The sequence below is a fragment of the Flavitalea sp. genome (genome assembly GCF_035489435.1).
Lineage (GTDB): Bacteria > Bacteroidota > Bacteroidia > Chitinophagales > Chitinophagaceae > DATHKG01.
In genome coordinates this window covers 1-25,661 of the sequence record NZ_DATHKG010000089.1, presented here as the reverse complement: position 1 = coordinate 25,661, position 25,661 = coordinate 1, and the positions used below count along the sequence as shown (strand labels likewise).

Annotated in this window: 15 protein-coding genes; 3 read left to right on the top strand and 12 right to left on the bottom strand. The window is 42.3% G+C overall.

Going from position 1 to position 25,661, the window contains the following annotated elements; all coding sequences use genetic code 11:
- Window positions 1-97: 97 nt before the first annotated feature.
- The 3 genes from VK664_RS13500 to VK664_RS13490 form a co-directional block, all read right to left on the bottom strand.
- Entirely contained in the window at window positions 98-1,687 is a 1,590-nt protein-coding gene (locus tag VK664_RS13500) for a RagB/SusD family nutrient uptake outer membrane protein (RefSeq protein ID WP_461399199.1), read from the bottom strand.
- Window positions 1,688-1,704: 17 nt separating this feature from the next.
- Window positions 1,705-4,734 carry a SusC/RagA family TonB-linked outer membrane protein gene (locus VK664_RS13495; protein WP_461399198.1) on the bottom strand — a complete coding sequence of 1,010 codons (3,030 nt, stop codon included), beginning with the start codon at window positions 4,732-4,734 and terminating at the stop codon, window positions 1,705-1,707.
- Window positions 4,735-5,735: 1,001 nt separating this feature from the next.
- Window positions 5,736-5,954 (bottom strand): hypothetical protein, encoded by a 219-nt coding sequence (locus VK664_RS13490; protein ID WP_461399197.1) that lies wholly within the window; start codon window positions 5,952-5,954, stop codon window positions 5,736-5,738.
- 457 nt (window positions 5,955-6,411) lie between these two features.
- On the opposite strand from VK664_RS13490, the gene VK664_RS13485 reads away from it, so the two are divergent.
- Window positions 6,412-7,545 (top strand): MBL fold metallo-hydrolase, encoded by a 1,134-nt coding sequence (locus tag VK664_RS13485; protein ID WP_461399196.1) that lies wholly within the window; start codon window positions 6,412-6,414, stop codon window positions 7,543-7,545.
- Window positions 7,546-7,671: 126 nt separating this feature from the next.
- Here the strand turns inward: VK664_RS13485 and VK664_RS13480 are convergent, their stop codons facing one another.
- Complete coding sequence (locus VK664_RS13480; RefSeq protein WP_461399195.1) at window positions 7,672-8,112, bottom strand: helix-turn-helix domain-containing protein; 441 nt, start codon at window positions 8,110-8,112, stop codon at window positions 7,672-7,674.
- A gap of 549 nt (window positions 8,113-8,661) precedes the next feature.
- The gene (locus VK664_RS13475) at window positions 8,662-8,928 is read right to left on the bottom strand and encodes a hypothetical protein (RefSeq protein ID WP_461399193.1); all 267 of its coding nucleotides are present in this window, start codon (window positions 8,926-8,928) and stop codon (window positions 8,662-8,664) included.
- A gap of 1 nt (window position 8,929) precedes the next feature.
- Here VK664_RS13475 and VK664_RS13470 point away from each other — a divergent pair, with 1 nt between their 5' ends.
- Window positions 8,930-10,117, top strand: coding sequence for a hypothetical protein (locus tag VK664_RS13470; RefSeq protein WP_461399192.1), 1,188 nt, complete (start codon window positions 8,930-8,932; stop codon window positions 10,115-10,117).
- A gap of 36 nt (window positions 10,118-10,153) precedes the next feature.
- Here VK664_RS13470 and VK664_RS13465 read toward each other — a convergent pair whose 3' ends face one another.
- Both VK664_RS13465 and VK664_RS13460 read right to left on the bottom strand, forming a co-directional pair.
- Window positions 10,154-10,483, bottom strand: a complete 330-nt coding sequence (locus tag VK664_RS13465; RefSeq protein ID WP_461399191.1) for a hypothetical protein — start codon at window positions 10,481-10,483, stop codon at window positions 10,154-10,156.
- Between the two features lie 222 nt (window positions 10,484-10,705).
- Window positions 10,706-11,116: a hypothetical protein gene (locus tag VK664_RS13460; RefSeq protein WP_461399190.1), complete on the bottom strand. Its 411-nt coding sequence runs from the start codon at window positions 11,114-11,116 to the stop codon at window positions 10,706-10,708.
- 292 nt (window positions 11,117-11,408) lie between these two features.
- On the opposite strand from VK664_RS13460, the gene VK664_RS13455 reads away from it, so the two are divergent.
- Window positions 11,409-13,913, top strand: a complete 2,505-nt coding sequence (locus VK664_RS13455; protein ID WP_461399189.1) for a serine hydrolase — start codon at window positions 11,409-11,411, stop codon at window positions 13,911-13,913.
- Between the two features lie 377 nt (window positions 13,914-14,290).
- Here the strand turns inward: VK664_RS13455 and VK664_RS13450 are convergent, their stop codons facing one another.
- The 5 genes from VK664_RS13450 to VK664_RS13430 form a co-directional block, all read right to left on the bottom strand.
- The gene (locus tag VK664_RS13450; protein ID WP_461399188.1) at window positions 14,291-15,604 is read right to left on the bottom strand and encodes an alpha-L-fucosidase; all 1,314 of its coding nucleotides are present in this window, start codon (window positions 15,602-15,604) and stop codon (window positions 14,291-14,293) included.
- An 882-nt stretch (window positions 15,605-16,486) separates the two neighbouring features.
- Window positions 16,487-18,214, bottom strand: a complete 1,728-nt coding sequence (locus tag VK664_RS13445; protein WP_461399187.1) for a sodium:solute symporter family protein — start codon at window positions 18,212-18,214, stop codon at window positions 16,487-16,489.
- Window positions 18,215-18,485: 271 nt separating this feature from the next.
- Window positions 18,486-20,849, bottom strand: coding sequence for an FAD-dependent oxidoreductase (locus VK664_RS13440; protein WP_461399186.1), 2,364 nt, complete (start codon window positions 20,847-20,849; stop codon window positions 18,486-18,488).
- A gap of 103 nt (window positions 20,850-20,952) precedes the next feature.
- Complete coding sequence (locus VK664_RS13435; RefSeq protein ID WP_461399185.1) at window positions 20,953-23,949, bottom strand: sugar-binding domain-containing protein; 2,997 nt, start codon at window positions 23,947-23,949, stop codon at window positions 20,953-20,955.
- A gap of 327 nt (window positions 23,950-24,276) precedes the next feature.
- Window positions 24,277-25,661, bottom strand: a 1,385-nt coding sequence (locus VK664_RS13430; protein ID WP_461399184.1) for a glycoside hydrolase family protein, incomplete at its 5' end; no start/stop codon positions are given.

Genomic DNA, 25,661 nt, shown 5'->3' with positions numbered 1-25,661 from the left:
AGTTATGCGTCCCAAATATCACATTCATAATTCCCAACTCACCACTCACCACTCACCACTTCACTCATAACTCATAACTCATAACTCATAACTTTCCTCACCATCCTTGGTTTTGCGTAAGATTCGTATTCAATTCCCTCTCCTTCTGCGGCACCGGCCATAAGTAGTGGCGGTTCTTATCAAAAACCCGCTGATAAGCCTGCACCTGGATTGTTTTTAGTTGCCCACCTTCTAAATAAGTCATTCCATAAACAGGACCGGTCATCACGTTTTCGGCAATTTTCCACCTGCGGATATCAAACAAACGGAGACCTTCAAATGCCAGCTCGATCGTTCTTTCTTTCCTGATAATATCACGAAGCGCAGCCTGGGTATAGGCTCCGGTCAGTGGTGGCAGATTTACATCGCCCCGCTGCCTGATCAGGTTAACAGCACTCAAAACCGTTTGGTCAATCTGGTTCAATTCAGTTTTTGCTTCAGCATAGGTGAGTAACACTTCCGGATAACGGACAAGGATAATGTTGACGCCGGAGTTTGAAGGGTTCGCATAGTCTTCGTTGTTGATGTATTTCTTCAATCCAAAACCCGTTCCGCTTGCGAGATAGGTATTCCCCACGGCATCCGGCGTTCCGCTGGTGGGCACTGAATTATATGTTTTACCATCAGGAAGAACATCACCCGGCAAATAGATACTTGCCTTCAAACGCGGATCACGATTTACATATGGCGTATTCGGATTGAAACCTGAACCCGGATCAGTAATGGCAAGGCCATTTGTCATTGGATAAGCATCAACCAATATTTTTGTTGGCACATAAGCAGTGCTACCGGTTTTCTGACTGTATGGCGCTAAAAACTGAAACACATTGTTAGCGTAAGTGTCCTTTACAAATTGTTTGTCCAGGATTATCTCTGTATTGTTTTCAGCCGCATAACTAAACAGTCTTGAATACTGCGGGTAGATTGTATATACATTCAGATCCATCACCTGTTTTGCGGCATCAGCGGCCTGTTGATATCTTCCCCGGAATAAATTTGCCCTGGCTTTTAATGCTAGCGCGGCTCCTTTTGTGATCCTGCCTTTGTCAGCAGCGGCATAAGTTACTGGCAGATATCCCGCAGCTTCAGTAAGCTCTGCATCTATAAAATCCCAGACCTGGTCCGCAGTTGAACGACTAACTTTTTTGCCTTCGTCAATTGTCAATGGCGTTGTTACCAATGGCACATCACCATATAAGCCAACCAGCTTTATATATTGGTATGCGCGCAAAGATTTGACTTCGCCTTTTAACTGGTTGATCACAGTAGCAGAACTACCCTGCACCTTATCGACATTTGCAATAAAATAATTTGCCGCAGAGATACCGGCATAGGCATCGCTCCATTCATTAAATATTCTAGAATTCAATGCATCGTAGGTGCCGTTTTCAATAAAGGCCTCCGGATCGAAAAGGATATTTTTATGACCGATATCGGTTATGCCATCACGCACAAAAATGGTCGTACCATCAAGAAATGGATATACAGCATTGGCCGCAAGACGGGCATCGGCTTCGCTTTTCCAGAAGAGTTCTGATGAAAGCCGGTCATTCGGCAACGTGTTAAGCAGATCCTTCTCGCAGGAAGAAAATAACACAGCTGCAGCAATGAATATTGAAGTATTGAGTTTATTTATCTTGTTAATCATATAAATCAGGTTAAAAATTAAAACTGAACATTCACACCAAAAGTTATCAAAGATGTTTGCGGGTAATAATTCGCACGGCCGGATGGCGTTTCCGGATCAAGGTTCCATTCATTCAGTTCTGAAATGGTCAAAAGGTTAGTACCCGAAACATAAACACTGGCACGGTTCATCGACCATCTTTTTGTAAGAGCCGCCGGTAATGTATAAACCAGTTGTATATTTTTCAACCGGATATAGCTTCCGTCAACCACGAGGCGATCAGCTGTAGCAGTATTTGTCAGACTCAGCTTGGTTGGCCTTGGAAATCTTGCATTGCGGTTTTCGGGTGTCCAGTAATTGTTGGTGATGATGGTGTGGGTGAAACCTTCATAGTTACCTTGTTCAGCCAATGCCCCTGAGATCCTTGTATTTACTTCCGCGGCGCCCTGGAAAAACAGGTTCAGATCGAAGTTTTTGTATCCGACTGTTATATTGGTACCAAAGGTGTATTTTGGAAACGAGTAACCGATGTTTGTCATGTCTGCAGCATTGATGATACCATCGGAATTCAGATCAACATATTTTACATCACCTGGTTTTGTTCCGGCTGCAAGCGTTGGATATTTCTGTATCTCTTCTTCGGTCTGGAATAGCCCTGCTGTTTTATAACCCCATTGAGTGTTTATAGGTAGCCCTTCGGCAATAATAAATCTCGGATCGATATCGCTACCGCTGATATAAGGACCGGTACCTGCAAGGTTTAACACATTGTTTTCATTGATTGAAAAATTAGCTGAGATATCATATCGGATCTTTGCCTGCCTTTCGCTGCGGTATCCTGCCTGTAATTCGATACCCTTATTTTCAACAATCCCGGCATTTTGAGGAGGAGCTATTAATCCGATCACAGCAGGTATTGGTAAATTAAGGAGAATACCTTCTGTTTGTTTGTCATAATAGTCGAAGGAAGCGGTGAGGCGGCCATTCAAAAACTGTGCATCAAAGCCAAAATCTGTTTGAATGGTTGTTTCCCAGGTGATGTCTTTATTTGCAAGATTCACGGGACGATAACCATTTACAGGAAGGCCACCAAACGTGTATGAGGTTTGACTCAGTGATTCGAAATAACTGTATAGTCCAACTGTTTGATTACCGGTTTTACCCCATGAGCCGCGGATTTTGAATTCATTAACGATATCACTGATACCGGCCCAGAATTTTTCCTGTGATAGTCTCCATCCTGCAGAAAACGAAGGGAAAAAGCTGTATTGATTTTCACCGGTGAATCTTGAGGATCCATCGTATCGTGCACTGGCTTCAAACAAATATTTGTCATCATAAGCATAGTTGACACGACCGAAAAATGATCTCAAACCAAATGCTGCCTGGTTGCCACTGTTATTACGTGTACCATCGTTAGCGCCCTGGCTGAGAGACTGTATATCATTATTGTAGAATCGCTCGCGGTAGGCTGATAATGTATCAGAAATATTATCGATTTCAGAATACCCAAGCAATCCTTTCACATCATGTTTTCCGAAATTGTTTTCATAGGTGAGTAGGTTGTTCCAGGTAAATTCGCGGATATACTGACGTGCTTCGGTTAAACTGTTAATCGCAACGGTCCGGGAGATGTTTGTGTTTTTGTCTGTGTTTGTATATGCGTTCGTAAAACTCTTTTGTCTTGCACTGATAATCCGCGCTCCGAACTGTGATGAAAGTTTCAATCCTTTTACAATTCCCCATTCACCTTTAAGATTACCGATCAGGTTGTCTGTTACTATTGTGGAAGAGCCGGATTTTTCTGCAAACATCAGGGGATTATTACCTTGTTGACTTAATCCATAGGTGCCGTCCGCGTATTTCGGTACAGCCCAGAGTGAGCCGTGGAGCATTGTATTGAAAACGTCTGCTATCGGTACAGTTGAATTGTTGTAACGATAGTTAGCATCAGCACTAACCTTGATTGTTTTTGTAACGTTGTAATCGGTGTTCACGCGGAATTCGCGGATACCTGCATCGAAGCCGGGCGCAATCCCTTCCTGGTCCATGTATCTCACGCTCATTCTGCCGCGAAAATTTTCACCACCACCGCTTACAGCAAGGGTGTGACTGTGTTGAGGAGCTGGCTTAAGGATCTCATCGAACCAGACATTGTGCATCGGGTATTTTTCACGGTCGGTTGTGGTGATATAGGTCTGGATGGATTGTTCAGAGAACCTTGCCGGTACTGTTGCACCCACGTTTGTGTAGGCAGCGACCTGCAAGCGCATATATGATTCGAGGTCCATCATTTCCGGTTTGTTGATAGCGTTCTGGATGGCATAATAACCGTTGTAATCCACCGCTACTTTGCCTGCTTTTGCTCTTTTTGTTGTTATGAGCAGAACGCCATTGGCTGCACGTGAACCGTAGATGGCGGTTGAAGATGCGTCTTTTAGGATAGACATGGTTTCGATATCCTCGGGATTCACATCGGTTAGTCTTTGTTCGATACCATCAATGATTACGAGTGGGTCATTGGCGCCGATGGTAGTGATACCGCGTACGCGCACTGTTGCACTGGACCGGCCGGGGGCACCACCGTTATCTAGTACGGTAACACCGGGTGCGAGGCCCTGCAATGCCTGTTGGGCATTGGACACTGGCCGGCGGGTGAGTTCGGCTCCTTTAATATCTGAGACTGCGCTGGTAAGGCTGGTTCGCTTTTGCGTACCATAACCTACCACCACAACTTCCCCGAGATTGGTGTTTGCCTGGTTAAGGGTGACTATAAGGTTTACCTGACCCCTTACCGGTAACTCAGTACTTTCATACCCTACATAACTGAAGATCAGCACTGCAGATGAGTCTTTCACGTTGATGGTAAAGTTGCCGGAGTCGTCTGTACTTGTCGAAGTAACTCTTCCTTTTTCTGAAACGGTGACTCCTGCTATGGGAGCTCCTTTGTTGTCGGTGACTTTGCCGGTAATTGGCGTTGCGAGGTTTGTGACATGAGCGGTTGCTTGTAGCAGCAGTGTGAGGAAAAGCAGCGTAATCGGCAGCTTCTTCCGGAAGGCAGCAGGCATTTGGTTGTACATTTAAGAATTAAGAAATGACCAGCTATAACAATCCGGCAGAAATTGCTGCGATGATGTCAGAGCCAACCGTTTAGTCTATCGATTTGGTGGGGTAAAGATAAAGGACAGATACAGGTATACGGTAATTTAACGAAATTTTTTTTCAAAACATCTGGAAGTAAGCGTGCAATCGATTGTGCAAAGGCGATTGGGGATCGCGATTTTGCCATTGCGGTTTTGCACATTTGATTGTGCACATGTAATTGCGCAGGTACGATTTACAAGTACGATTTTTCTATTGAGGTTTTACTATTACGATTTACTATTACGATTTTACAATTGAGATTTTGCTATTACGATTTACTATTACGATTTTACAATTGAGATTTACTATTACAATTTTACTATTGAGTTTTTATTATTGAGATTTTACAATTACAATTTTACCAATGCGATTGTGAAAATGCGATTGTGTAAATGCAATTGTGAAAGTGTGGGCATACATGTACGGGTATGCCCGTACTGGTATCCAACTGCATCATACATTATTCATGCAGGTGTAATCAAACGGAAAAGCCTCTACTTGTGTAGGAGCTTCTGCAATAGTTGCTATTGAATCTGGTGTTGTGTTATCTGAATATTTATGGCGCTAATCGGGAAGATGAATCATTGGATGAAAAATACCTGGAGAAAAGGATCATTCGAAGATCGGACCTTCGATAAACCCAGGATTCGATGAGCTACTGATTCGATCAAAGATAATTCGATCAAAGACCATTCGAAGAAGGCTGATTCCATTAAAGACGATTCGATCAAAGAACATTCGATGAAAGCTGATTCCATTAAAGACGATTCAATCAAATACAATTCGATGTTCAGATTCGATCAAATTTGATTCGATATTCAGATGATTCGATGTTCAGATGATTCGATGAACGGGTAATTGGATGAACGAATCATTGCATAAACCGGCTATTCGATGAACGAATCCTTCGACCAGAAGCATTAGATTAGGATGCAAGCTTATGCCCGCCATCGATTCTTTGATGCTGTAATTTTTTTATTACCGGATCGGAATGGGTATACCCTTCGGGGTGGCATGAATTCATGGCCCTGACCATTTCATCTGGTTCCCGGGATGAGTTACTCAATCTTTCCCAGGTATCGGCGTAAACGAGCTTTATCAGTTGTAAAGCAAGTTGTCTTGATTGGTTAGAAAACTGGTTCATGGTGTTTGTTTGATAAGGTTAAACAGTTGTACAAAATTACCCTCCGGGAACCTTCAGGATAATACCCGAAGTCGTTGCAGGCGACCCCTATTTTGGTGATCCTGGAAGGTTGTTTTTTGATCGCAAGGGAAACAGTGTTCTATTTGACAACTATGAAAGCTTGTCCCCTTATCCGACCATAACTTTTCTTAGAAAACATCGGGCACCGTTTGCAAGATTAAGACGATTATTTCCCTTAGAAAAGCGCTCCTGTAGTGAGTTGAGCAAAACGATGGAGGGATTGAGGAAAATCTATAATATTAAATTTTCGCTCCCCGAGTTCAATAATAACCTGGATATGAATTAACCTGGATTCCCATCAAATGGGTTCTCATTCAAATGGGTTTCCCATTCACATGGATACCTTGCATTACAATATCTTCCTGACTTAATCGACTAGCTAGAATAACTTACCATTATGGCGCGAAAAAGTGTACGAATTCTCAAACGCATCCTGATAGTATTCTTCTCTATCATCATGTTATTTATTATTGCCACTTTTTTTTATATGCGGCAGGATAAGTTTGGTCAATTGGCCGAAGGCAACCGGTTGGAAAGAATTAAAAAATCGCCCAATTACCACGATGGTAAATTTCAAAACATTCATCATACACCGCAGATAACCGAGGGCTATAGTTATACAGAGGTGCTGTATGAATTTATATTCAAACACACTAAAAGGCGGAAGCCGGATGATAAGATTCCCTCCATGAAAACGGATCTGTTGCATTTGTCGCCAGACCAGGATATACTAGTCTGGTTTGGGCATTCATCTTATTTCATCCAGCTGGATGGAAAGCGGATACTGGCCGACCCGGTTTTTAGTGGAGATGCTTCGCCGGTACCTGGGGCTAACAAGGCTTTTGCCGGAACAGATCGTTATACGACGGATGATTTACCTCCCATCGATTATATCTTTATTTCCCATGACCATTATGATCATGTTGATTATACCACTTTGTTGAAGCTGATTTCAAAAACCGGTAAGATTTTTTGCGGCCTTGGTGTGGGTGCCCACCTGGAACTCTGGGGATTCAGGCCAGAACAGGTCATTGAATCGGATTGGAATGAAGAGATCAGGCTGGATAGCGGTTTTGTTGTCCATACAACGCCGGCAAGACATTTTTCCGGCCGTGGTCTTTCGGCCAATAAATCGCTTTGGCTATCCTATGTTTTGGCTTCTCGGACGATGAAGATTTATATCGGTGGAGACAGCGGTTATGATACTCATTTTGCAGACATTGGTAAGAAGTTTGGGCCGATCGACCTTGCCGTCCTGGAGAACGGTCAATACGATATCAAATGGAGATACATTCATTTATTGCCCGGGGAGGTGATAAAAGCTGCAAAAGACCTGAAAGCGAAGCGATTGTTTCCTGTGCATTCATCCAAATTTGCGATGGCCAATCATGCCTGGGATGAACCTTTGATTAAAGTGTCGGAGCTAAACAAGCAATCAAATATCCCGCTGGTTACACCAATTATTGGTGAGTTGGTAAATCTGAAGGATAGCACCCAGGTTTTCAGCCAGTGGTGGGTTGGCATAAAATGATGATCCACCCCTTTGTGCATTGATTTTGAAATGATTGACATCAGCTTCTTTATTTTTGGCATTGCACGATCCAGACTTAGAACATTTTAGACCTTCCATGGTTAGAACATATTAAACCTTCAATGCTTAGAACATTTTAGACCTTGCCTTTAAACTTTTATCCAGCAAAATTCTGTCTGATTCATCTTCTATTCCAAGGAGTAGCAGATCCCTTTCCATTCCAAGCATATACATTACCCGAATATAGGCGCCGATAGAAACGCCCGGGCTGCCTTTTTCAATCCCCTGGAGCGTTGAGCGCGCAACCCCGGCGTTATTAGAGAGCTTTGTCTCAGTTATCATGCGAAGCTTTCTGCGAAATCTGATCCTTTCCCCCAATGCAATCAGGATTTCCTTAGTGGTTGGTGCAACATGAATCTGGCTGTTTTTCAAAATGACCGTTATTTCAGCCAAAAGTATGGGAGATTGACTGGAATAGCGGTCATTTTGAAAACCCCTGATTTGCAGGGTATCGTCGATCCCTACCGGGCCTGAATTAGTGGGGAAAATACAAGTCACTGATGTCAAAAAAACTATTTAAGGTGTTGAAAAAGCGGTGAAAAGAAGGCCCAAATTAGTTGCCTAAAAGTTCAAAAAAATGACTGTCCTCCACTTATCGAACCCTATTGTTGAAATCCCTGTTCCCGGCTAATTAAAGGCAATCAGACAGGCCGGATCTAACCAAATTTTCCGCCTGACTTGCAAATACGACAAAAAAGTAGTTTTTTGATGAAGGAATTACAAATCCAAACCAACCCCTATGCCCAAAACCAAACTTCTTGCGTTGACTCTGCTTTGTGCAGTCTCAATCAATCCTCAACAAGGCAGCGCTCAAACATCCAGCGCAAAACAAACGAGCCTGAGTCAAACATCCAGCACAAAACAAACGAGCCTGAATCAAAAAAGTGTTAAACAAACCAAGACCAGTCAGTCAGGCTTGAGTCAAACGAGTGCTAAAAAAACAAGCACCAATCAAACAAGTATAAAGCAAACAAGCGTAAAACCTACAAACACAGCACAAACCAGTGCAAAACCAACTAGTAGCGCAAAATCAACTAGTGCCAAATTAGCAAGCATTCAACCGTCAAGCACTAAACCATCAAACACTAGCTCAACAAACAATAAACCATCAAACACTAGCTCAACTGGCACTAAACCGTCAAGCAATAGCTCAATAAGTACTAAACCGTCAAACACTAGCTCAACTAGCACTAAACCGTCAAGCACTAGCTTAACAGATAGTAAATCTGTTAGCGCTGCGCCAGCAAAAGCAGCTCCTGCCGGCACAAACCAGGTCACTGCAAATACATCCACGGCGAAATCATCGACAGCTGCGGTAACCAACTTGAAATCTACACCTTCAAATCAAACCATAGCCAGGTTAGAGGAATCATCTGCCAATACCGCGGTAAGCCTGTTAAAAGAAAAACAAGCTGTTACTGCAGTACCACGTGAGATAACCCTACCCTATTCGCCAAAGTTGATTGATGTAACGGATCAGACAATCCGTTTGGGTGGAGGAAAAAAAGAAGAACTGATGTTTGGTTTTGCTGCAGGTGATAAAATTATCTTCAACTTCCTGGAAGAAAATGGCAAGGATGTCAAGGAAATTGAGATCATAGAATATCCGACCCTTTCAAGATTTTCAGACTATAAAACGGCGAGTGTAAAAAATAAAGAGATAATAGTTAGCCAGCAAGGGGTGTTCATTTTCAGGTTGAAGAACTCATCCCTGGCCAAACGGATCTGCAAATTAAAAATTCAACGTGTTCCAGCATCTGCAGCAACAGAAAGATTCAATTCATCTGTTAGCTGGATCAACAAACAGGATACAGTCTGGCAATCATATACCACCGATGTCGTGATAGGTTATGATACCTCCTATATTGCCAGAACAAAGAGAGTATTGGTGAGATCGGAAGTTGAAGAGCAATTGATTTCTGACGAGATTCAAAAAATCAACTCTCAACAAAAGATTGAAAACAGGACCAGCGTGGTGGTTTCGCTACCAATAAACAATCGTACACTTTATAAAACAACAAGAGTTGTAAGCTGGGCATATTGGGTGGGCGTTGGACCCGAAGCAACCCGTGCCTGGCAGCAAAACCAGCGCACAGTTCGTACCCAGAATATGGACTATTACACACCATTGGGTGCTTATGCTAATAACAATCTTACTTATCTCGCTTTACCAAAAACCGGCCAACAGATTAATTATTTTATTGCAGACCAGGCAAACCGAGACCTGTTTATGCAAAAACAACCGTTCCGTTATATTGATGATGGGAAAGGGTTTGGTGGTTATCGGAAATTCACAACCGCTGATCAGTGCCAGGGATCTTATTATATCTGTTTTGAAAATCTGAACCTGCTGGGTTATGCTGATGTTACTATAAAAGTGATCGCACTCGTTGAAAAATCTTATTTCGAAGATCAGGCTTATGAAGAACAGGTTATAACTCCCATAACTGAAAAACAAATCAAACAACAACCTTATATCAGGAATACAAATTTGCCGGTTACGGGGATGTAATGATAGATATGCATCTAACCTTAATACATGATGCTATTAGATGTGATTTTTACTGGCAATCAACCACCTCGTGTTTTGATCCGTTGAAATTATCTGTTTTGGTTGTTTCAGGTTTAGGATCATTACGATAATAAAGATGTATCCAATGATGGTAACAACAAAATAAGTAGCCAGGGATTTCCTGTTGCCCTTTCTTTTAACCAAGTGATAAAAGCCTGATGAAATAAGTATTAAAGCTCCAAAATAATAATATCCAACGTCGTAAATGATAAATAGAATAAGCAGCGGTAGATGGAGTATATACCAGGTAACCAGTAGCATCTCCATATGATTGTTTGCGAAAAATCGTTGAATCGACCTGGCCATATGTTCAATTTGGTGATTTGTCGATGTTACTGTAGGAAATGGTAACAATACTTAAAAATAAACCCAGGCATTTTGAAAGCCTTTGGCAGAATAGGACATCTTCATTTTGTTAATGACACAACGCCGGCTCCATCTTTGTTAATGACAAATCCCAGGCTTCATCTTTGTTAATGATATAACCCTGCTCCTATCGGCGCGACAGCCAGAACGATCATATCGTTACTAGTCGCGTATAAATTTGCTGGAGCAGCCTTCAATACATCTTGAGGGTTCAAGCGGAATTAAATGCAACTGGTTGTTGGCATCGGACAGGGTGTAACCCATGATCACATAACCAACTTCATTGGGAGCCGGAGAGATTTTGACCCGGTCCTTGTCAAGCAATTCATACCGGGTGCCTTCTTTCTGAAAACTGGCTGAACCAGAGAAACCGCCATCTTTTTTAAACTCAATTGTTTGACCTCCAGGAACTACCGCGTTCCAGGTACCGGCCCCCCCGGTAGATATAAATTCTTCAACGTATTTCCATTTACCGGTCAGGGGTGATTTTTCATCCCCACACTTGCCGGGATGCAATTTATCACAAGCCATAAGACCCGATATCAGCAGGAGAACACCAGCAAGTCGTTTCATAACAATGGTTTGATATATGACATACATACCAGGCAATTCGTTGTCCACGAAAACTATCTTTTTAAAAGGCAAACAATATCACCCTGATAACAATATCACCCTGATAACAATATCACCATAATAACAATATCACCCTGGTAACCTTCCGAAACTGCTTTTCAGTTGCCTTTTTCTTTTCCCGGTTACAGGTTAATTTAGAAAGAATCTTATGACCCGCCTGTTAATTATTCTTAACAAACAATTTCAATTAAATCATAGGCAGTAAATTCATAACACACTCCACAACCTGCCTATGTATCTAAAATTTACTTTTTTCATTTTCGCAGCCTTTCTCACATTAAATAATTGCCTGGCGCAAACAATCAAGGTCACTGTTGTAAAAGGACGTGCCATCAATGCACTATCAGGTGAAGCGGTTAGTTATGCCACAATCAGCAATCCCCGTCTTGGCATCAACACTATGAGCAATGAAAAAGGTGATTTCCTGCTGAAAATTCCTGTCACCGCCTCCAGCGACAGCCTGTTGATTTCGCATGTCGGTTTCCAGCCCGTGATCATACAACAAAACGGCAGCTTTATGATCATCAAACTTCAACCGAAAACAATGGAGTTACAGGAGGTTGTTGTAAAAGTGCCTGATGCGCTTGCCCTGGTGAAAAAAGCCATTGAAAAGATCCCCGACAACTATGCCAACAGGCCTTATCTGATGCATGGTTTTTATCGACTCACCGGCACTGAAGAAAAACGGATCGTTCAGATGTCTGAAGCCGCATTCCAGATTTACAATGCCAACTATGCGCGAAAAAACAAACAGGTCAAATTAATCAACGCCCGGGTCGACAAGGACCTGACTGCATTTAACGGCAATGATGATTTTCATTTTGGAACTTCGCCAAAAGGCCTGCTCGATATAGATATCGTAAGCAATGCAAATGCAACGGACATCATCCATGAAAATGGTATCAAACAATACCAATTCACTTATAAGGGCATAACTCAATACAATGGAGTGGAAGCTCATGTTGTCTTTTTCGATCAGAAAGATGGCATCCGTAAATCTTTGAACCAGGGCAGGATGATTATTGACGCACAAAGCCTGGCTTTTCTCGAGTTTTCATTCAGGCTAAGTCCTAAAGGGATCAAATACTGGAGCTTCCCGGGCGCTCCGAAGCTGCTCATGAAACTGGCAAGACTACGCATTGACATGTTGCAGGACAGTTTCAAGGTGACTTATCAAAAATATGGCGACAAATATTACCTGGGCCATGTACAGGAGACCACACTCTGGCATATAATGGGAGGTAAGGAACATTTCGAACTTGACCCGTTAAGAATGAAATACAATTACCTGGTTACAAAAATTGATACTTCAGGTGCTATGCCTTTCGAAAGTGAAGAATTGATGCGACCGACCCGCTTCATGGAAATGACGGTTCGCAAAAATATCAGCGATAGCATTGATCCTTTCTGGGATGAATATAACCTGATCCTTCCCGAGTTTGATGTTGATTCAGCTGCGCTTATAATTCATCAAAATAATGAAACGCTGAATTTCAAAGCGGAATTGGAAAAGCGACTTCTAAAAATCAAAGGAGATAGAAGGGTTCGTATTGATTCGATTCTTGGTTATTATCATAGAATGAACCGCTTCAACGGATCTGCATTGGTTGAATACGATGGGAAAATCCTATATTCAAAATCATTTGGCCCGGCAGATAAAGAAAAGAACATTCAAAATAATGTGAATACACAGTTCCGGATCGGGTCCGCGACCAAATCATTCACTGCGATGTTGATCATGCAACTGGCAGATGAAAAGAAACTCCAGGTAACCGATTCGGTAGGCAAATTTTTGCCGGGTTATATTCATGGTCATTTATCCATTGAGCAATTACTCACCCATCAATCCGGAATTCCCAACTACACAAATAATGAAGATTACCTGGCAAAGATTATTCTTAATAAGTATACAACTCCTGAATTAGTAAAATTATTTTGCAGCGATTCACTTGAATTTGTGCCAGGCACTGTTTTCAATTATTCGAATTCAGGCTATGTGGTATTGGCAGCGATCATTGAAAAAATCACGGGATTAACTTATGCGAAGGCATTGCATGACAAGATCTTTGTGCTGGCAGGCATGAAGTCAAGTTTTTTTGGATTAACAGAACATGGCAGTCAGATTTCTTCAGGCACATCAGCTTCAATATCATCTTCTGATTCATTATCATCTTCTGATTCACTAGCATCTTCTGATTCACTAGCAACTTTTGATTCACTAGCATCTTCTGATTCACTAGCAACTTTTGATTCGCTAGCATCTTCTGATTCACTAGCAACTTTTGATTCGCTAGCATCTTCTGATTCACTATCATCTTCAGCATTATCGCAAATGGCAATTGGCTATGTTAATGAAGAGCCTGAGATCAGCTTCCCGATTGAAAACATAACCGGTGCTGGTGGTATCAGTTCAACAACAGGCGATCTGTTATTATATAATCGCGCAATCTCGGCTGGCATTTTAGTTTCTCCTGAAGCCAGGAAATCAATTTTTCAACCGCGGGTTAACTGGAAAGAGTGGGATGCAGATTACGGTTATGGATGGATGTTAGATCGCGGAGTCTTCGATGCGGGCACCAGGCACGAGATCCAATATCATCCTGGTACCGAGCCTGGGTTTTATGCAATGATGATCCGGCAGCCTGACAAAAAGATTACCATCATTCTTTTAAATAACAAAGGCGATTTTCCCAGGTTTGATATCGCCGATCTGATTTTAAATGAACTGAATAGATGAGCTAACAATTGCGTTATGGGTAGAACCTAATAAGGCAATTTTCAAGATTTACAATTGCGGGGCACAACCGGCTCCCCGATGGTATCTTATTTTACACTTTTTGAAAATGACCGCTATTTCAGTCATTGCAGCCAGACTTTGACTGAAATAGCGGTCATTTTAAAATTTACGTTTTTAAGATACCCTCGTGGTCGTTCCAAACGGTCGTACCAACGGGCAAAAAGAACAACACTATCCGCGCAGAATCATTGGTAGAATCCATTTACAAATTACACAAAACAAAACAGTCATTTAAGCAGCAGAGTAAATGCTGGAATTCTGCTGGTGCTTTATTCAATTGACTTGATCCATTTCCTTGCTTTATTAATTTCCGGACGCTATTGCAAATTAACCTGGATTACCGTGTCATATAAATCGAGTTTTAGGTTTACCGTTTTAATGGACAGTCCTTCGGCATTTTGATTATATTCCAACCTGCTGCCCCCCTTTAAGAGTTGAACACCGCCTACCTTTTCGTTCAATCCAGGTATTAAGATCTCTGCGCTCTCCGGTTGTTTAAGAATATGAATGAACAAGGTTTTATCTTTTTTGGTAATTACTCCCCAGGGCTGTGGTGCAATAAGATTCCCCCTGGTACCATAAATGCTAACACCATTACTGGCCATCCAACGACCGACTGCCGCTAATGTATCTGTAAATTCGGTTTGTATTTTGCCATTAGGCATGGGCCCTACATTCAACAGGAAATTCGAGTTCCTGCCTGCAGCGTTCACTATGTAATGAATGATCGTCTTTACACTTTTATAGCTGGTATCTTTTATGTTGAACCCCCAGCTCCCGTTAATGGTTTCGCAGGTTTCAAGGGGAAGGTTACCAACCTTCGAAGTAGCACTGAAACCACCTTTGTTCTCACCAGGTAAATCCTTTTCATACATCTGGAAATCTTCTCCTGCGAAAGGTGTAAGATGGTGATTATTGCCAACTAATATTTTGGGATTTAGTTTGTGAATAAGGGTATAAATCTCATCATAATGCCAGTTAGCAGTTTTCCTTTCCCAATGCCCATCGAACCAAATGCCCCTGATATTCGGATAATTTGTAATCAGTTCGGTCAACTGTGTTTTCATGAAATTGATATAACTATTCCAGTCCGTGTTCTGAGGAGCTCCATTGACTATGGATTTTCCAAATCCATAATCTTCCCGGCCCCAGTCTAACAACGAATAGTAAAGATTTAATTCTATTCCCTCTTTCAAACACTCCCTGGCCAGTTCTTTTATCGGATCGTTTTTGTATGGTGTGGCATCAATAATATTATATGGTGAGGCTTTAGTGCGAAACATACTGAATCCATCATGATGACGAGAAGTGATGGTGATATATTTCATGCCTGCAGCCTTTGCCATCTTTACCCAATCTTTTGCTTTAAATTGTTCAGGCTTGAAAAAATCTGCAAGCTTTTTATAATTCTTATATGGGATTTTTTGCTGGTGCATCACCCATTCGCCATTCCCCATAATACTGTAAATGCCCCAATGGATAAATAGGCCAAACTTGTTATCCTGGAATGTTTCTCTCTGTGCAAGATTTTCCTGGGACGGAGTGTAACCGGACAAATATCCGGGCTGTGTTTGTGCCACTGATGAACCAACATAACAGTAGACAAGAAAGGACAGAAGGTATTTTTTCATTTTCTTATTTTGATGCGCTTGAACATTAAATATAAGACTCCGGAGTTTAAAAAATGGCCAGGCGGATAATTAGGCAGAATATCATTTAACAGAATATCATTTAACAGAATATCATTTAATTTTGCAGCCGTCTAATATGCAGCCGTCTAATATGCAGCCGTCTAATATGCGGTCGACTAATATGCGGTCGACTAATATGCGGTCGCCTAATTATTCAGAAAAGATGTCAATATAACTTTTGTGGGAATAAGTTTTTGCCATAGCGGCTGTTTCATCTAATTGATGAAGAATCCCAAGGTCAATGAAGCGTTCGATAGACAGGTTTTGGAAATGACCGCTATTTCAGTCAAAGTCTGGTCAAAATGACTGAAATAGCGGTCATTTTGAAAATCGTGTATTTAAAGAGTTCCCCGGTCACCAGATCGCTGGTCAATTTGATCAGAATACCGTCGCATTTGAGACAAAAATGTAAAGGCCATCATCGCGAATGTAAAGTCCATCATCGCGGCTTTATTTTTTATCATATGTGTAAATATTTGGAAAAAAACAAGCGCATTTTGCCTGCCCGAAACTTGCAAAATCCTGAAAGAATTGCTTTTTTTACACTGTACCAACACCTATTTAACCTATGTCGAAGACCGTAATTATTGCGCCGGCAAACCTGGTGCTCCAGCCGAAAACAATTTCGCTTCCAACAAATTCAGCTTCCCCCTACCGCAAAACAATTGTCCTTGTTCCACTACCTGTCCGAACTTGGCGCTGATAGTTCATTGCCCCTTAAGTCAAGAGCCCCGAGCGGACAAAGATGATGCGCAAACTAATCAACAGGAAAATTGCTGAGATTAAATAATACCTGTTGAGCTTTTTTCCCGTCGCGTTACCCTAGAGACGCTGGGGCAATTTTCGTTCTTCAACAATTTTTTCACGAACCAATGCGATCTTTTTTGCTTTGAAATAAGGGATAAACGCACTCAATAAAATAACTACTGAAATACTACCGACAACAACACCACCTTTTGAAGTCACAAGACTGAGAATAAACATCAATAAAGCAATAAACAACAATGAAAATGAAATCACATTCAATCCAAACTTGTTTTGCTTTTTTATTTCATAAGCCTCTTCATTCGTAACCGCCAGGGCCTGCTCTTTACGCGTCTTACGCATTTGCTGATAAGCAAGATATTCTTCGCTGATCAGCCCTTTGTTTCGCGCATACAATTCATAAGCAGCCAGCATCAGGGCAGGCAGCAGCACACCAACCAACATCTCCTGCGCACGGCTTAGTTTCAAGCCGGTTACCAATGGCAATATAATTTTAAACAAGAGGTTAACCGATAGGCTCACCACTGTGATAATAATAGTTGCCCTGCCATTCAAACGTTTCGAAAACAATGCCCAGATGGGGGGCGCGAGAAGGGGGCCTCCCGTAATGGCACCAATACTTAAAGTAAGTTCAACAATACCTCCTATATATGGAACCATCAGCCCGATGATGATCATACCAAATCCAAACAACCAGCTTGAAATACGCGCCACCTGCATCAGCTTTTTATCGGAAGCATTTGGATTATAAGTGCCTTTATAAATATCATTTGTGAAAACTGCTGATACCACATTAAGCGCGGTATTCGCTGAAGCAGAAGTTGAAAAATACATGCCTGTCAACATCAATCCCATCAGCCCGGCAGGCAACACCTGCTTGCAAACCATCAAATAGGCATTTTCGGTTTCGAGTCCAACCAAACCAGGATTGATAGATTGATAAACCATCGGCGGAATCATCCATAATACCGGGCTCACGATGTACAGACCAGCAAAAAGGAAAGCTACTTTTGAGGCAGACTTCGGGGTATCTACGCTGGTATATCGTTGCACAAAGGTCCAGTTACCACCGATATAAAAGATATGATACATGGCAAATGCAAGCATAAAAGCCCAGGTATATTCACCATTGAATACATTGAAGAAATCATCAGGCACCTTTGCAAGAAACTGATCTACACCTCCCGCTTCTTTAAATACCAAAGGTATAATGATAAACACGGCAGCAGTCAGGATTACAAATTGTAATATGTCAGTAACCATCACTGCCCATAGACCACCCACTGCTGTATAAGCAATCATACAAATACCAAGTACCAATGTCGTGGGCATAAGTGGAAAATCCAGCGAAGAACTTACTAACCTTGAAACAGAATACAAAACCGAACCCTTGATAAACAGCGACACAAACATAAAAATGTAGATGAAACTTTTCTGCACTTTCTCTCCCAGCCTTTCTTTAATGAATTCGGCAGCAGTGAGATTGCCGGTCGCTTTCCATTTTGGTGCGATGAGGAAACCTACTATGATACCGGCTATACACATGGTCCATTGAATCGTGATGGCCACCCAGCCATATTTATAAGCGATAGAACCCCAGGCCACAAAAGTACCTGCTGAAAAAAAGCTCATGAATAAGGAAAGACCACCGATAAACCAGGGCACAGCTTCGCCTCCGGCAAAAAATGATTTCAGGTTTCTACCGGTTCGGGAAAACTGGAAACCGATTATCATGATAAAAACAGAAAAAATTACAATTACGTAGGTATCTATTGCTGGATTCATTAGTTGAGTTGATGTCTTTTTTCAATGAAAATAATTTCAGCGAATTGTTGAATCATGGTTTATGCTATTAGCGAATTGTTGAATCAGCGATCACGCTATTAACGAATTGTTGAATCAGAGTTCACGCTATTAGCGAGTTGTTGAATCAGAGTTCACGCTATTAGCGAGTTGTTGAATCTGGATTCTTGCTATTATGAACGTCCTTACTATTATGAACGTCTTAAGGAGAACTAAAATCTGACCTTAAGACTTGCCGTATCGAATTACCTTCCTAGTAGCACCTGATTTCAAACAACGCAGCCGGGATATTCTCAGACGGAGCTTCCATATATAATGACAGCTTTTTTAAAGCAACAGGTTTTTCCAGGTTGATAATGTTCCTGGTTTGATAGTTACCTTCCTTGCTGAATATAACATTCCCGTTTTCATCTTCCAACCGATAATTCCTGACACAAAAAGGCATTATATTTTCAGGATGAGTCATCAGTACTGATTCCATCGGGTGATCAAAATCAGTATCGAAACTCAATACAACCTGGCTGATCGTTGTGTTCTCTTTCCACTCAAGCGTTATCCTTGGGTCTTTATCGGAAAAATCTGCCACCCAGGCATTGGGCAGATTGGTTGGGCGTGTAATTCCATTCCGAATATTTTCAACTTCAAAAACATTGATCGGTTTCAAAAACTTCAAGGCAAGGTTTTCACCCGCCGGTCGGCGTTTAGGGCACCAGAATTCAAAGGCGTCGATCCCGATATCTTCCGTCGGCTCCTGTTTTCCAAAATTAGAAACCGCGGCATTAATACCGTTGAAAAGCGATAAAACACCCGTTACCCTATTACGCGAGCGGCATACCTTCACTGCGGGATTTTTCATCAGGCACAGGTAAAAATAACCATCTTCATCAAAGTGATGATCAAAGTTTAACCGAACGCAGTTACGCCCATTGTGTAAACCGATGGTCAACCTTTCGATTATATTTTCCGGTGTATGATTGAACTGGTTGTGGCTTCTCCTCAGTTGAACTTCGAGATTAGTTGCTGTGTCGCAGTATGCATGTAAAACAAGTTCCGGGACATGTCCAATGCGCAACGGAATCATTTGCATCATGGATTCATTAATTGCAACCTGCGGACCATTTTCCGGAAGCTCGTGAAGAATAAGAGCAGAGCTGGCAGTGATCTTTGCCTGCTGAACAAGATCTTTTGCAGGAAACTGTTGAGTATCTGCAGCGTTGCTGTTAGACTTGCCATTGCCGTTTTCGGCAGCAGCGTTGCTGTTAGACTTGCTATTGCCGTTTTCGATATGTATCCCCGGTATAAAATGACCATTGGCCAAGAGCCGGCTTTGGAGCTCTTTCATACGCACTTCGTCAACAAGTTCCTTTGGCAAGAGTTTTCGCTCTGTACAAAATGCAGCGGCCTGTCCAACAGTCTGACCGGTATACGCACTTGTACCCATTACGCGGGTTGAACCAAAGGCGATATGTGTGGCACTAATGATACGACCGGCTATAAACAGGTTATCAATATTGCGGGAATACAAACAACGGTAAGGTATCTGGTAAATGCCCTTCACATGCCACTGGTTGCAACCTGGCTTTTCGCTGAACACACCATCCGCGGGATGCAGATCGATGCTCCAGCCACCGAAGGCCACCGCATCATCAAACTGTTTTTGTTCAACAATATCCTGTTGCTTTAATATATAATCACCTTCGAAACGGCGGCTCTCCCTTTTGCCGGGTATAGTTCCAACCCATTCCAGGGTAAGGTTTGCTGCTTCAGGAAATCCACCTGAATTTTTTATATAGTTCCAGACCCCATAAACAACTTTCCAGAGCTCCCATTTTATTTCTTCGGTTTGATGCACAGTATCCAACCGGCCTCCATACTCTAACCACCAAAGCCGGCACCCATATTCCTTAGCATTGAAACTGCGGTAGCGGGGGATCTTACTGATATCAGTAAGCGCAAAAGATGGCGGCACAAATTTCACAGGCACGCCTGTATCTTTTGAATAGAAATAAATCGAATGCCCAAGCAGCTCGCCATATTCTTTGGTCGGCGCAAACTTCTCACCAAATTCTTCTTTGCCTTCTGCTCCCATTCTAAACGCTGCACCAGCCAGGAATCCAACGATACCATCACCCGAAGTATCACAAAACAAAGGCGCTTTCAATTCAAACTCATTCTGGCCCTGGCTACAGAACGCCCTTACCGAACTGATGGTTTGTTCATCTTTTTTATCAACCTGGTAAACAGCTGTGTTTAACAGCAATGTGATATTTGGTTCAGATACGACCTTGTCAAGCAAAACCGTATCAAAAATGATTGCGTTTCCTTCGGGATTGCGATAAGTATTTTCAACCAGGATCTCATCTATCACACCACCTTCTCTCGCCCAACGATTGTTATTACCCATATGCGAAGTTGCACCCAGCACCCAAAGCCTCACCTCGCTCGACGAGTTACCGCCAAGTACGGGTCTGTCCTGCACCAGTATCACTTTTGTACCGGCACGCGCCGCTGTTATTGCACAACAAACCCCTGAAAGGCCGCCGCCAACAACCACTAAGTCGCTTTCTAAAGATTGAACCGGCAAATTCCTACCCGGTGTTTTATCTGACCTCAACATAATTTCCTGTATTTATAGTTCCAATATTTATGGTTCCGATATTTATAATTCTGATATTCCAATCATTTTGAACGACTTCCAATCATTTCGAAACGATTTCCAATTATTTCGAAACGATTTCCGTAAACGCTGATTGACCACATGCATTCAAAGCCGCTAACCTGAACTCATAAACTTTACTCTGCAGACCAGGTACACGGATATGTCTGATTTCAGCTGTATTGATATCCATCAGCTTCCAGTCACCTACCCCTTTTTGCCTGAATTCAAGGGTATAACCAATCGCTTTTTTAACCGGTTCAAAAACAATGATAGCTTCATTACCAGCACGAATCAAACCCTGGATCACCGGCTTCACAGGTGCCTGGTTACCATCCGGCGTTATGCTTTGCTCTTCTGACCAGCCGGTGGTATAATTATTATCCTTGATGCGGCTCATCCTGAAGAAATATTGTTTCCCATTTTCCAGTCCAGGCACAAACAACACTCCTTTTGCGCTGGTCTGGATTGTTTTTGCATTGGCATAATCACCTTTGTTCAGCGTGTACTGGATTTTGAAAACATAGTCATCGTTATCGGTACTATATCCAACAAAAAATCCTTTATCTGCTGCTTCCGTATAATATACTAACGGTGGTGCATAACCGGGATCAACCCTTATATTTTTTGTTTCACCCAACTTACTTTCACCAAAAGAAGTCACAGCAACCAAAGCCACCTGGTAAGATTGATTAAAAGAAAGTTTTGAAATATCAATATGGCTGTTTAAAGTCAGAGGCGTCTCTTGCGATAAATCGCCGGCACCATATTTAGCTTTATAAAGAGTAACATCATCTTTCCGGTCAATAAAGATCCGGATGCCACCTGAATTTGCAGAAGTATCATTTTGCCTTGTCCTAACCCCGATCGCTGCCCCAATAACCGGTGGCTCAGGAGCTTTAAAATGTATAGTGGTATCAAACACTGAATAATTTCCTGGCGACAACAGCTCGATCTTCAGCGACGAAACATCCCCGACAGACTTAAATCCTACGGCTTGTTCCAGGTCAGCGCCGCCCGGCATGATAAGTGGCAGTTTTGCGAAACCACCGTCTACGATTTTATCAGCATTGTTGAACGCCTGCCAGATCAATACATAGTCTTTCAGGGGATAAGCCGGGAGGTCCAGCAGCTTACGCGGGGTGATACTGATTTTCGCAGCGTAGCCTTCGTTGGATTCAATTTTTGTAATCTTCACTCCCCTGATCGGAGCGTACTCCCTGCGAAATGAATACCAGGCTCTTTTCTTGCGCCTGAATACATCAACTATTCCCCAGGGCCGGTTCTGCGAAAATTCTTTGGTCCCGATAAAGCTGCTGCGATAATCATTAAAGGTCCATAATGCGCCACCAATGAGATAAGGTTTGAACCGGATCGAATCGATCATTCCTTTTGCATCAACATCACCATCAAGATCTTCCTCGAGCTGGCCATAACCATATTCGGAATAAAACAATGTTTTTTGTGGATGTAAGCCATGAATCCTGTCTGCCCGGGCACCAATTCCAACGCCATAACCATTCACAAGGCCGAGGTCCGAATACTGTACCGGGTCTCTTGGCCGGTTTGCAGTATGACTTACCATCACTCCAAGCCTTGTGGTATCGATCGACTTCACAAATTTGATAGCATCTTCCACATATTCCATCACACCCATCGATTCGCCGATTTCATTTCCAACACACCATCCAATGATGGATGAATGATTGTAATAGTTATCAACCATTCTCTGCAACCATTGCTTTGGTATTGGATTGTTTTTATCTACCAGCTGATCAAAACCCCAGAGCGGGATCTCGGGAAATACCATGATACCTTTTTCATCGAGATAGTCAAACATTTCATCGGGCAAAGGCAGATGTGTTAGTCTGGCCAAATTTGCACCGAGTGATTTCATCATGTCTACATCCTGTTTGATGCGCCAGGTTGGTAATGTACTGCCAGTGGTCCTGTCGTCCGGAACAAGATTAAATCCCATTACACGAATCGATTCTCCATTTAACTTGAAGACATAATTCTTATTATCTATTTCAATTTTGCGTAAGCCGAATCTGTTGATGAAACCATTTCGAATGCCGGTGCCAGCTCTCAAATCAGCGTTGTTTTTGGCCTTTGCATTACCTGCCTCCGGAGCACTATTTGAGCCTGGATTGTCAATCACGACAGCTTTAGCACTTGTATTATGGTTGTTATCCCTTGCACTGACGGAGGATGCCCCACCATTTCCATCTTTTAAGATAACCTGCGAAGTATATAGATAAGGATCATCACAGTTCCAGAGATGAACTTCCTCTTTCTTTAACGCCGCACGCACGATTACATCACTTGATTTACCAGCTTCCACCTGAACAGTAAATGGCAAAACTTTTTTCAGGCCATTATCGGCTGACAATATTACTTCTCCTGCAAGCATTTGTGTTACAGAACCACTGTTCTGGCAAACCACCCGAACCGCCACCGTGGCTGTTTTTTTATCAAGATCAACTGTTGGAGTAATATACTGAGCCTTCACATATGCGTTACCGGTAGTTATCAATTTAACAGGACGTCTTATGCCACCCCAGTTCCAGACTGCACCTAAGCGGAAAGTGTTGTTACAACTTACCACTATGGTATTGGAATCTGAAGGATTAAGAAATTTTGTCACGTCAAATTCGAAAGGGAGGTAACCAATATTGTTGGATCCTACAAGCTTTCCATTTATCCAGACTTTCGATTCAAAGTTTACACCGTCAAAATGCAGGCGGATGGTTTTACCCTGCCAGGCAGCATTTCCTGGTATGGTTTTGCGATACCAGGCGGTACCGACATAATTAGCATATTCATTCTTCAGATCCCAGTTACCTGGAACGGTCATCAGGTCCCATTCATGATCATTAAGTGAAGCATCAAACCAACCCGAAGTTTCTCCTTTGGAATTCGGATCTGTTTTGAACTTCCATTCGCCGTGTATATACTCGGTGCCGTCCTTTGGTGCAGCTATCTTATCCCGTGCATTCTTATCCTGTGCATTCAAAAAGCAAAAAGTGAAAAAGAAAAATATGATCAGCAATGATTTCATCAATAATATTTTAGTTGGAAATATTTTAGTTGGATTTCAGACTTGCCACATATTCCTGTGACTTATCGCGTATTAAAATTTTTATATAGCGTTTAATGATGTATTCCTGGTTAAGAGCGATTCGTTTTTAGAAGATTTTTTGTTGTTAAGGTTTCGCGATGATGATAAGCATTGAACCTGCTGTTAAGGTTTCGTGATTGATAATAAAGTTGCCCCTAATGTCAAGGTTTCGTGATTGATAATAAAGTTTGAACCTAATGTCAAGGTTTCGTGATTGATGATAAATTTTATCAATGTTGTTATTGGTTAAACTCTTAGCATTACATGTTATTCCAGCACCAACACTTTCAAACCAAATGGCTCCAGGTCAATTGTCGTGTTTGCATTTGCACTTTCATTTGAAATTGCTTTGCCCGTTTGATCCTTGATAACAACCTTCTTAAACGAGGTTGCTTTTACACCCCAGCTTAAAGAACCAGTTGATGAGGTCGCACTATTGTTCATCACTATTACAAAGACCTTTTTGTTATCGGGTGATTTACCAACCAGGTATTCAACCTGTGGTTTGTCGCAGGTAACCATACCTTCTGTTGTAGTTAATTTAACCGCTTCACCAAAGATTTTTCCATTCTCAAATCCATAGGTCTGGTGCGGACCAACCTTTGGAGTTACAAAACCCTTTGGAAAAGCTACCTGACCAGCAGATCTCATATTCGCCTCAGATAACAGGTAATCAGTGATCCATCCGATCTGCCACCAGGCATGGTGTGGATAAGGACCAGCACCTTTGTTCATCGCCCGCCAGTAGTATGAAGCAACGCTTGTTGCAGGATCGTTGAATGCTTCCCGCCCGATTGCCGCTGACCGAGCCATATCGAGGAACAAACTATCTTTTGTGAGCTGGTACATGCGAACAAACATGCCGGCATGACTCGCTAAGGTGATAGGACCATTACTATTGGACGAACCAAATATGCCCCCGTGTTCAAAGCTCAGACCGGATTGCGTGATCTCCCAATCTTCTCTTTCAATACCATTCACCATTTTCTTTTGATGACTGGCAACCGGATGTGTATAGACCGAAGCAGTGTAGATCCTGGCCGTTGCTATAGCAGCGTTTTTATATGACTGGTTTTTCGTGATTTCAAACAAATCGAGAAATGCCTGCGCAGACTGCCCGGTTGCAAAGTCTGGCGCGTATCTGGCATCACCACAGACACCGAGATAACTACCGGTATTGACGGCTTCTTTGATCAGCCAGTCTGCTCCTTTTTTTGCTGCTGCGAGATATTTTTCATCTTTCAAAATCCGGTAGGCAACAATAAGCCCATAAAATGTTGGACGAAGATCTTTTATATCTTTAAATATCTCTTGTTCCGTATGCCTGTCGTAAGCCACTGCCCAGCTGCCATCAGGCTTTTGCCATTTCAGCAAAGATTCAGCACCTATCCGCAAACGATCTTTCAGCACGGCATTAGCCGGATCGAACAACAACATATTACCAACATCAAGCATGGTATAATAAGTAAGGGCGATCGGTTCTACTACTTCACCCCATTCTTCTACAAATTTTTTCTTCTTGGCAAGATAATATTGGCCAACAGCTGCACCTTTGAAAAATCCTTCTTCGGTTTGCTGTTGAGTCAGTTTGAAGTTAAGCGCAAATGGCAAACGGTTACGGGTTAGCAGGCTATCTTGCGTAGCATAAGCCA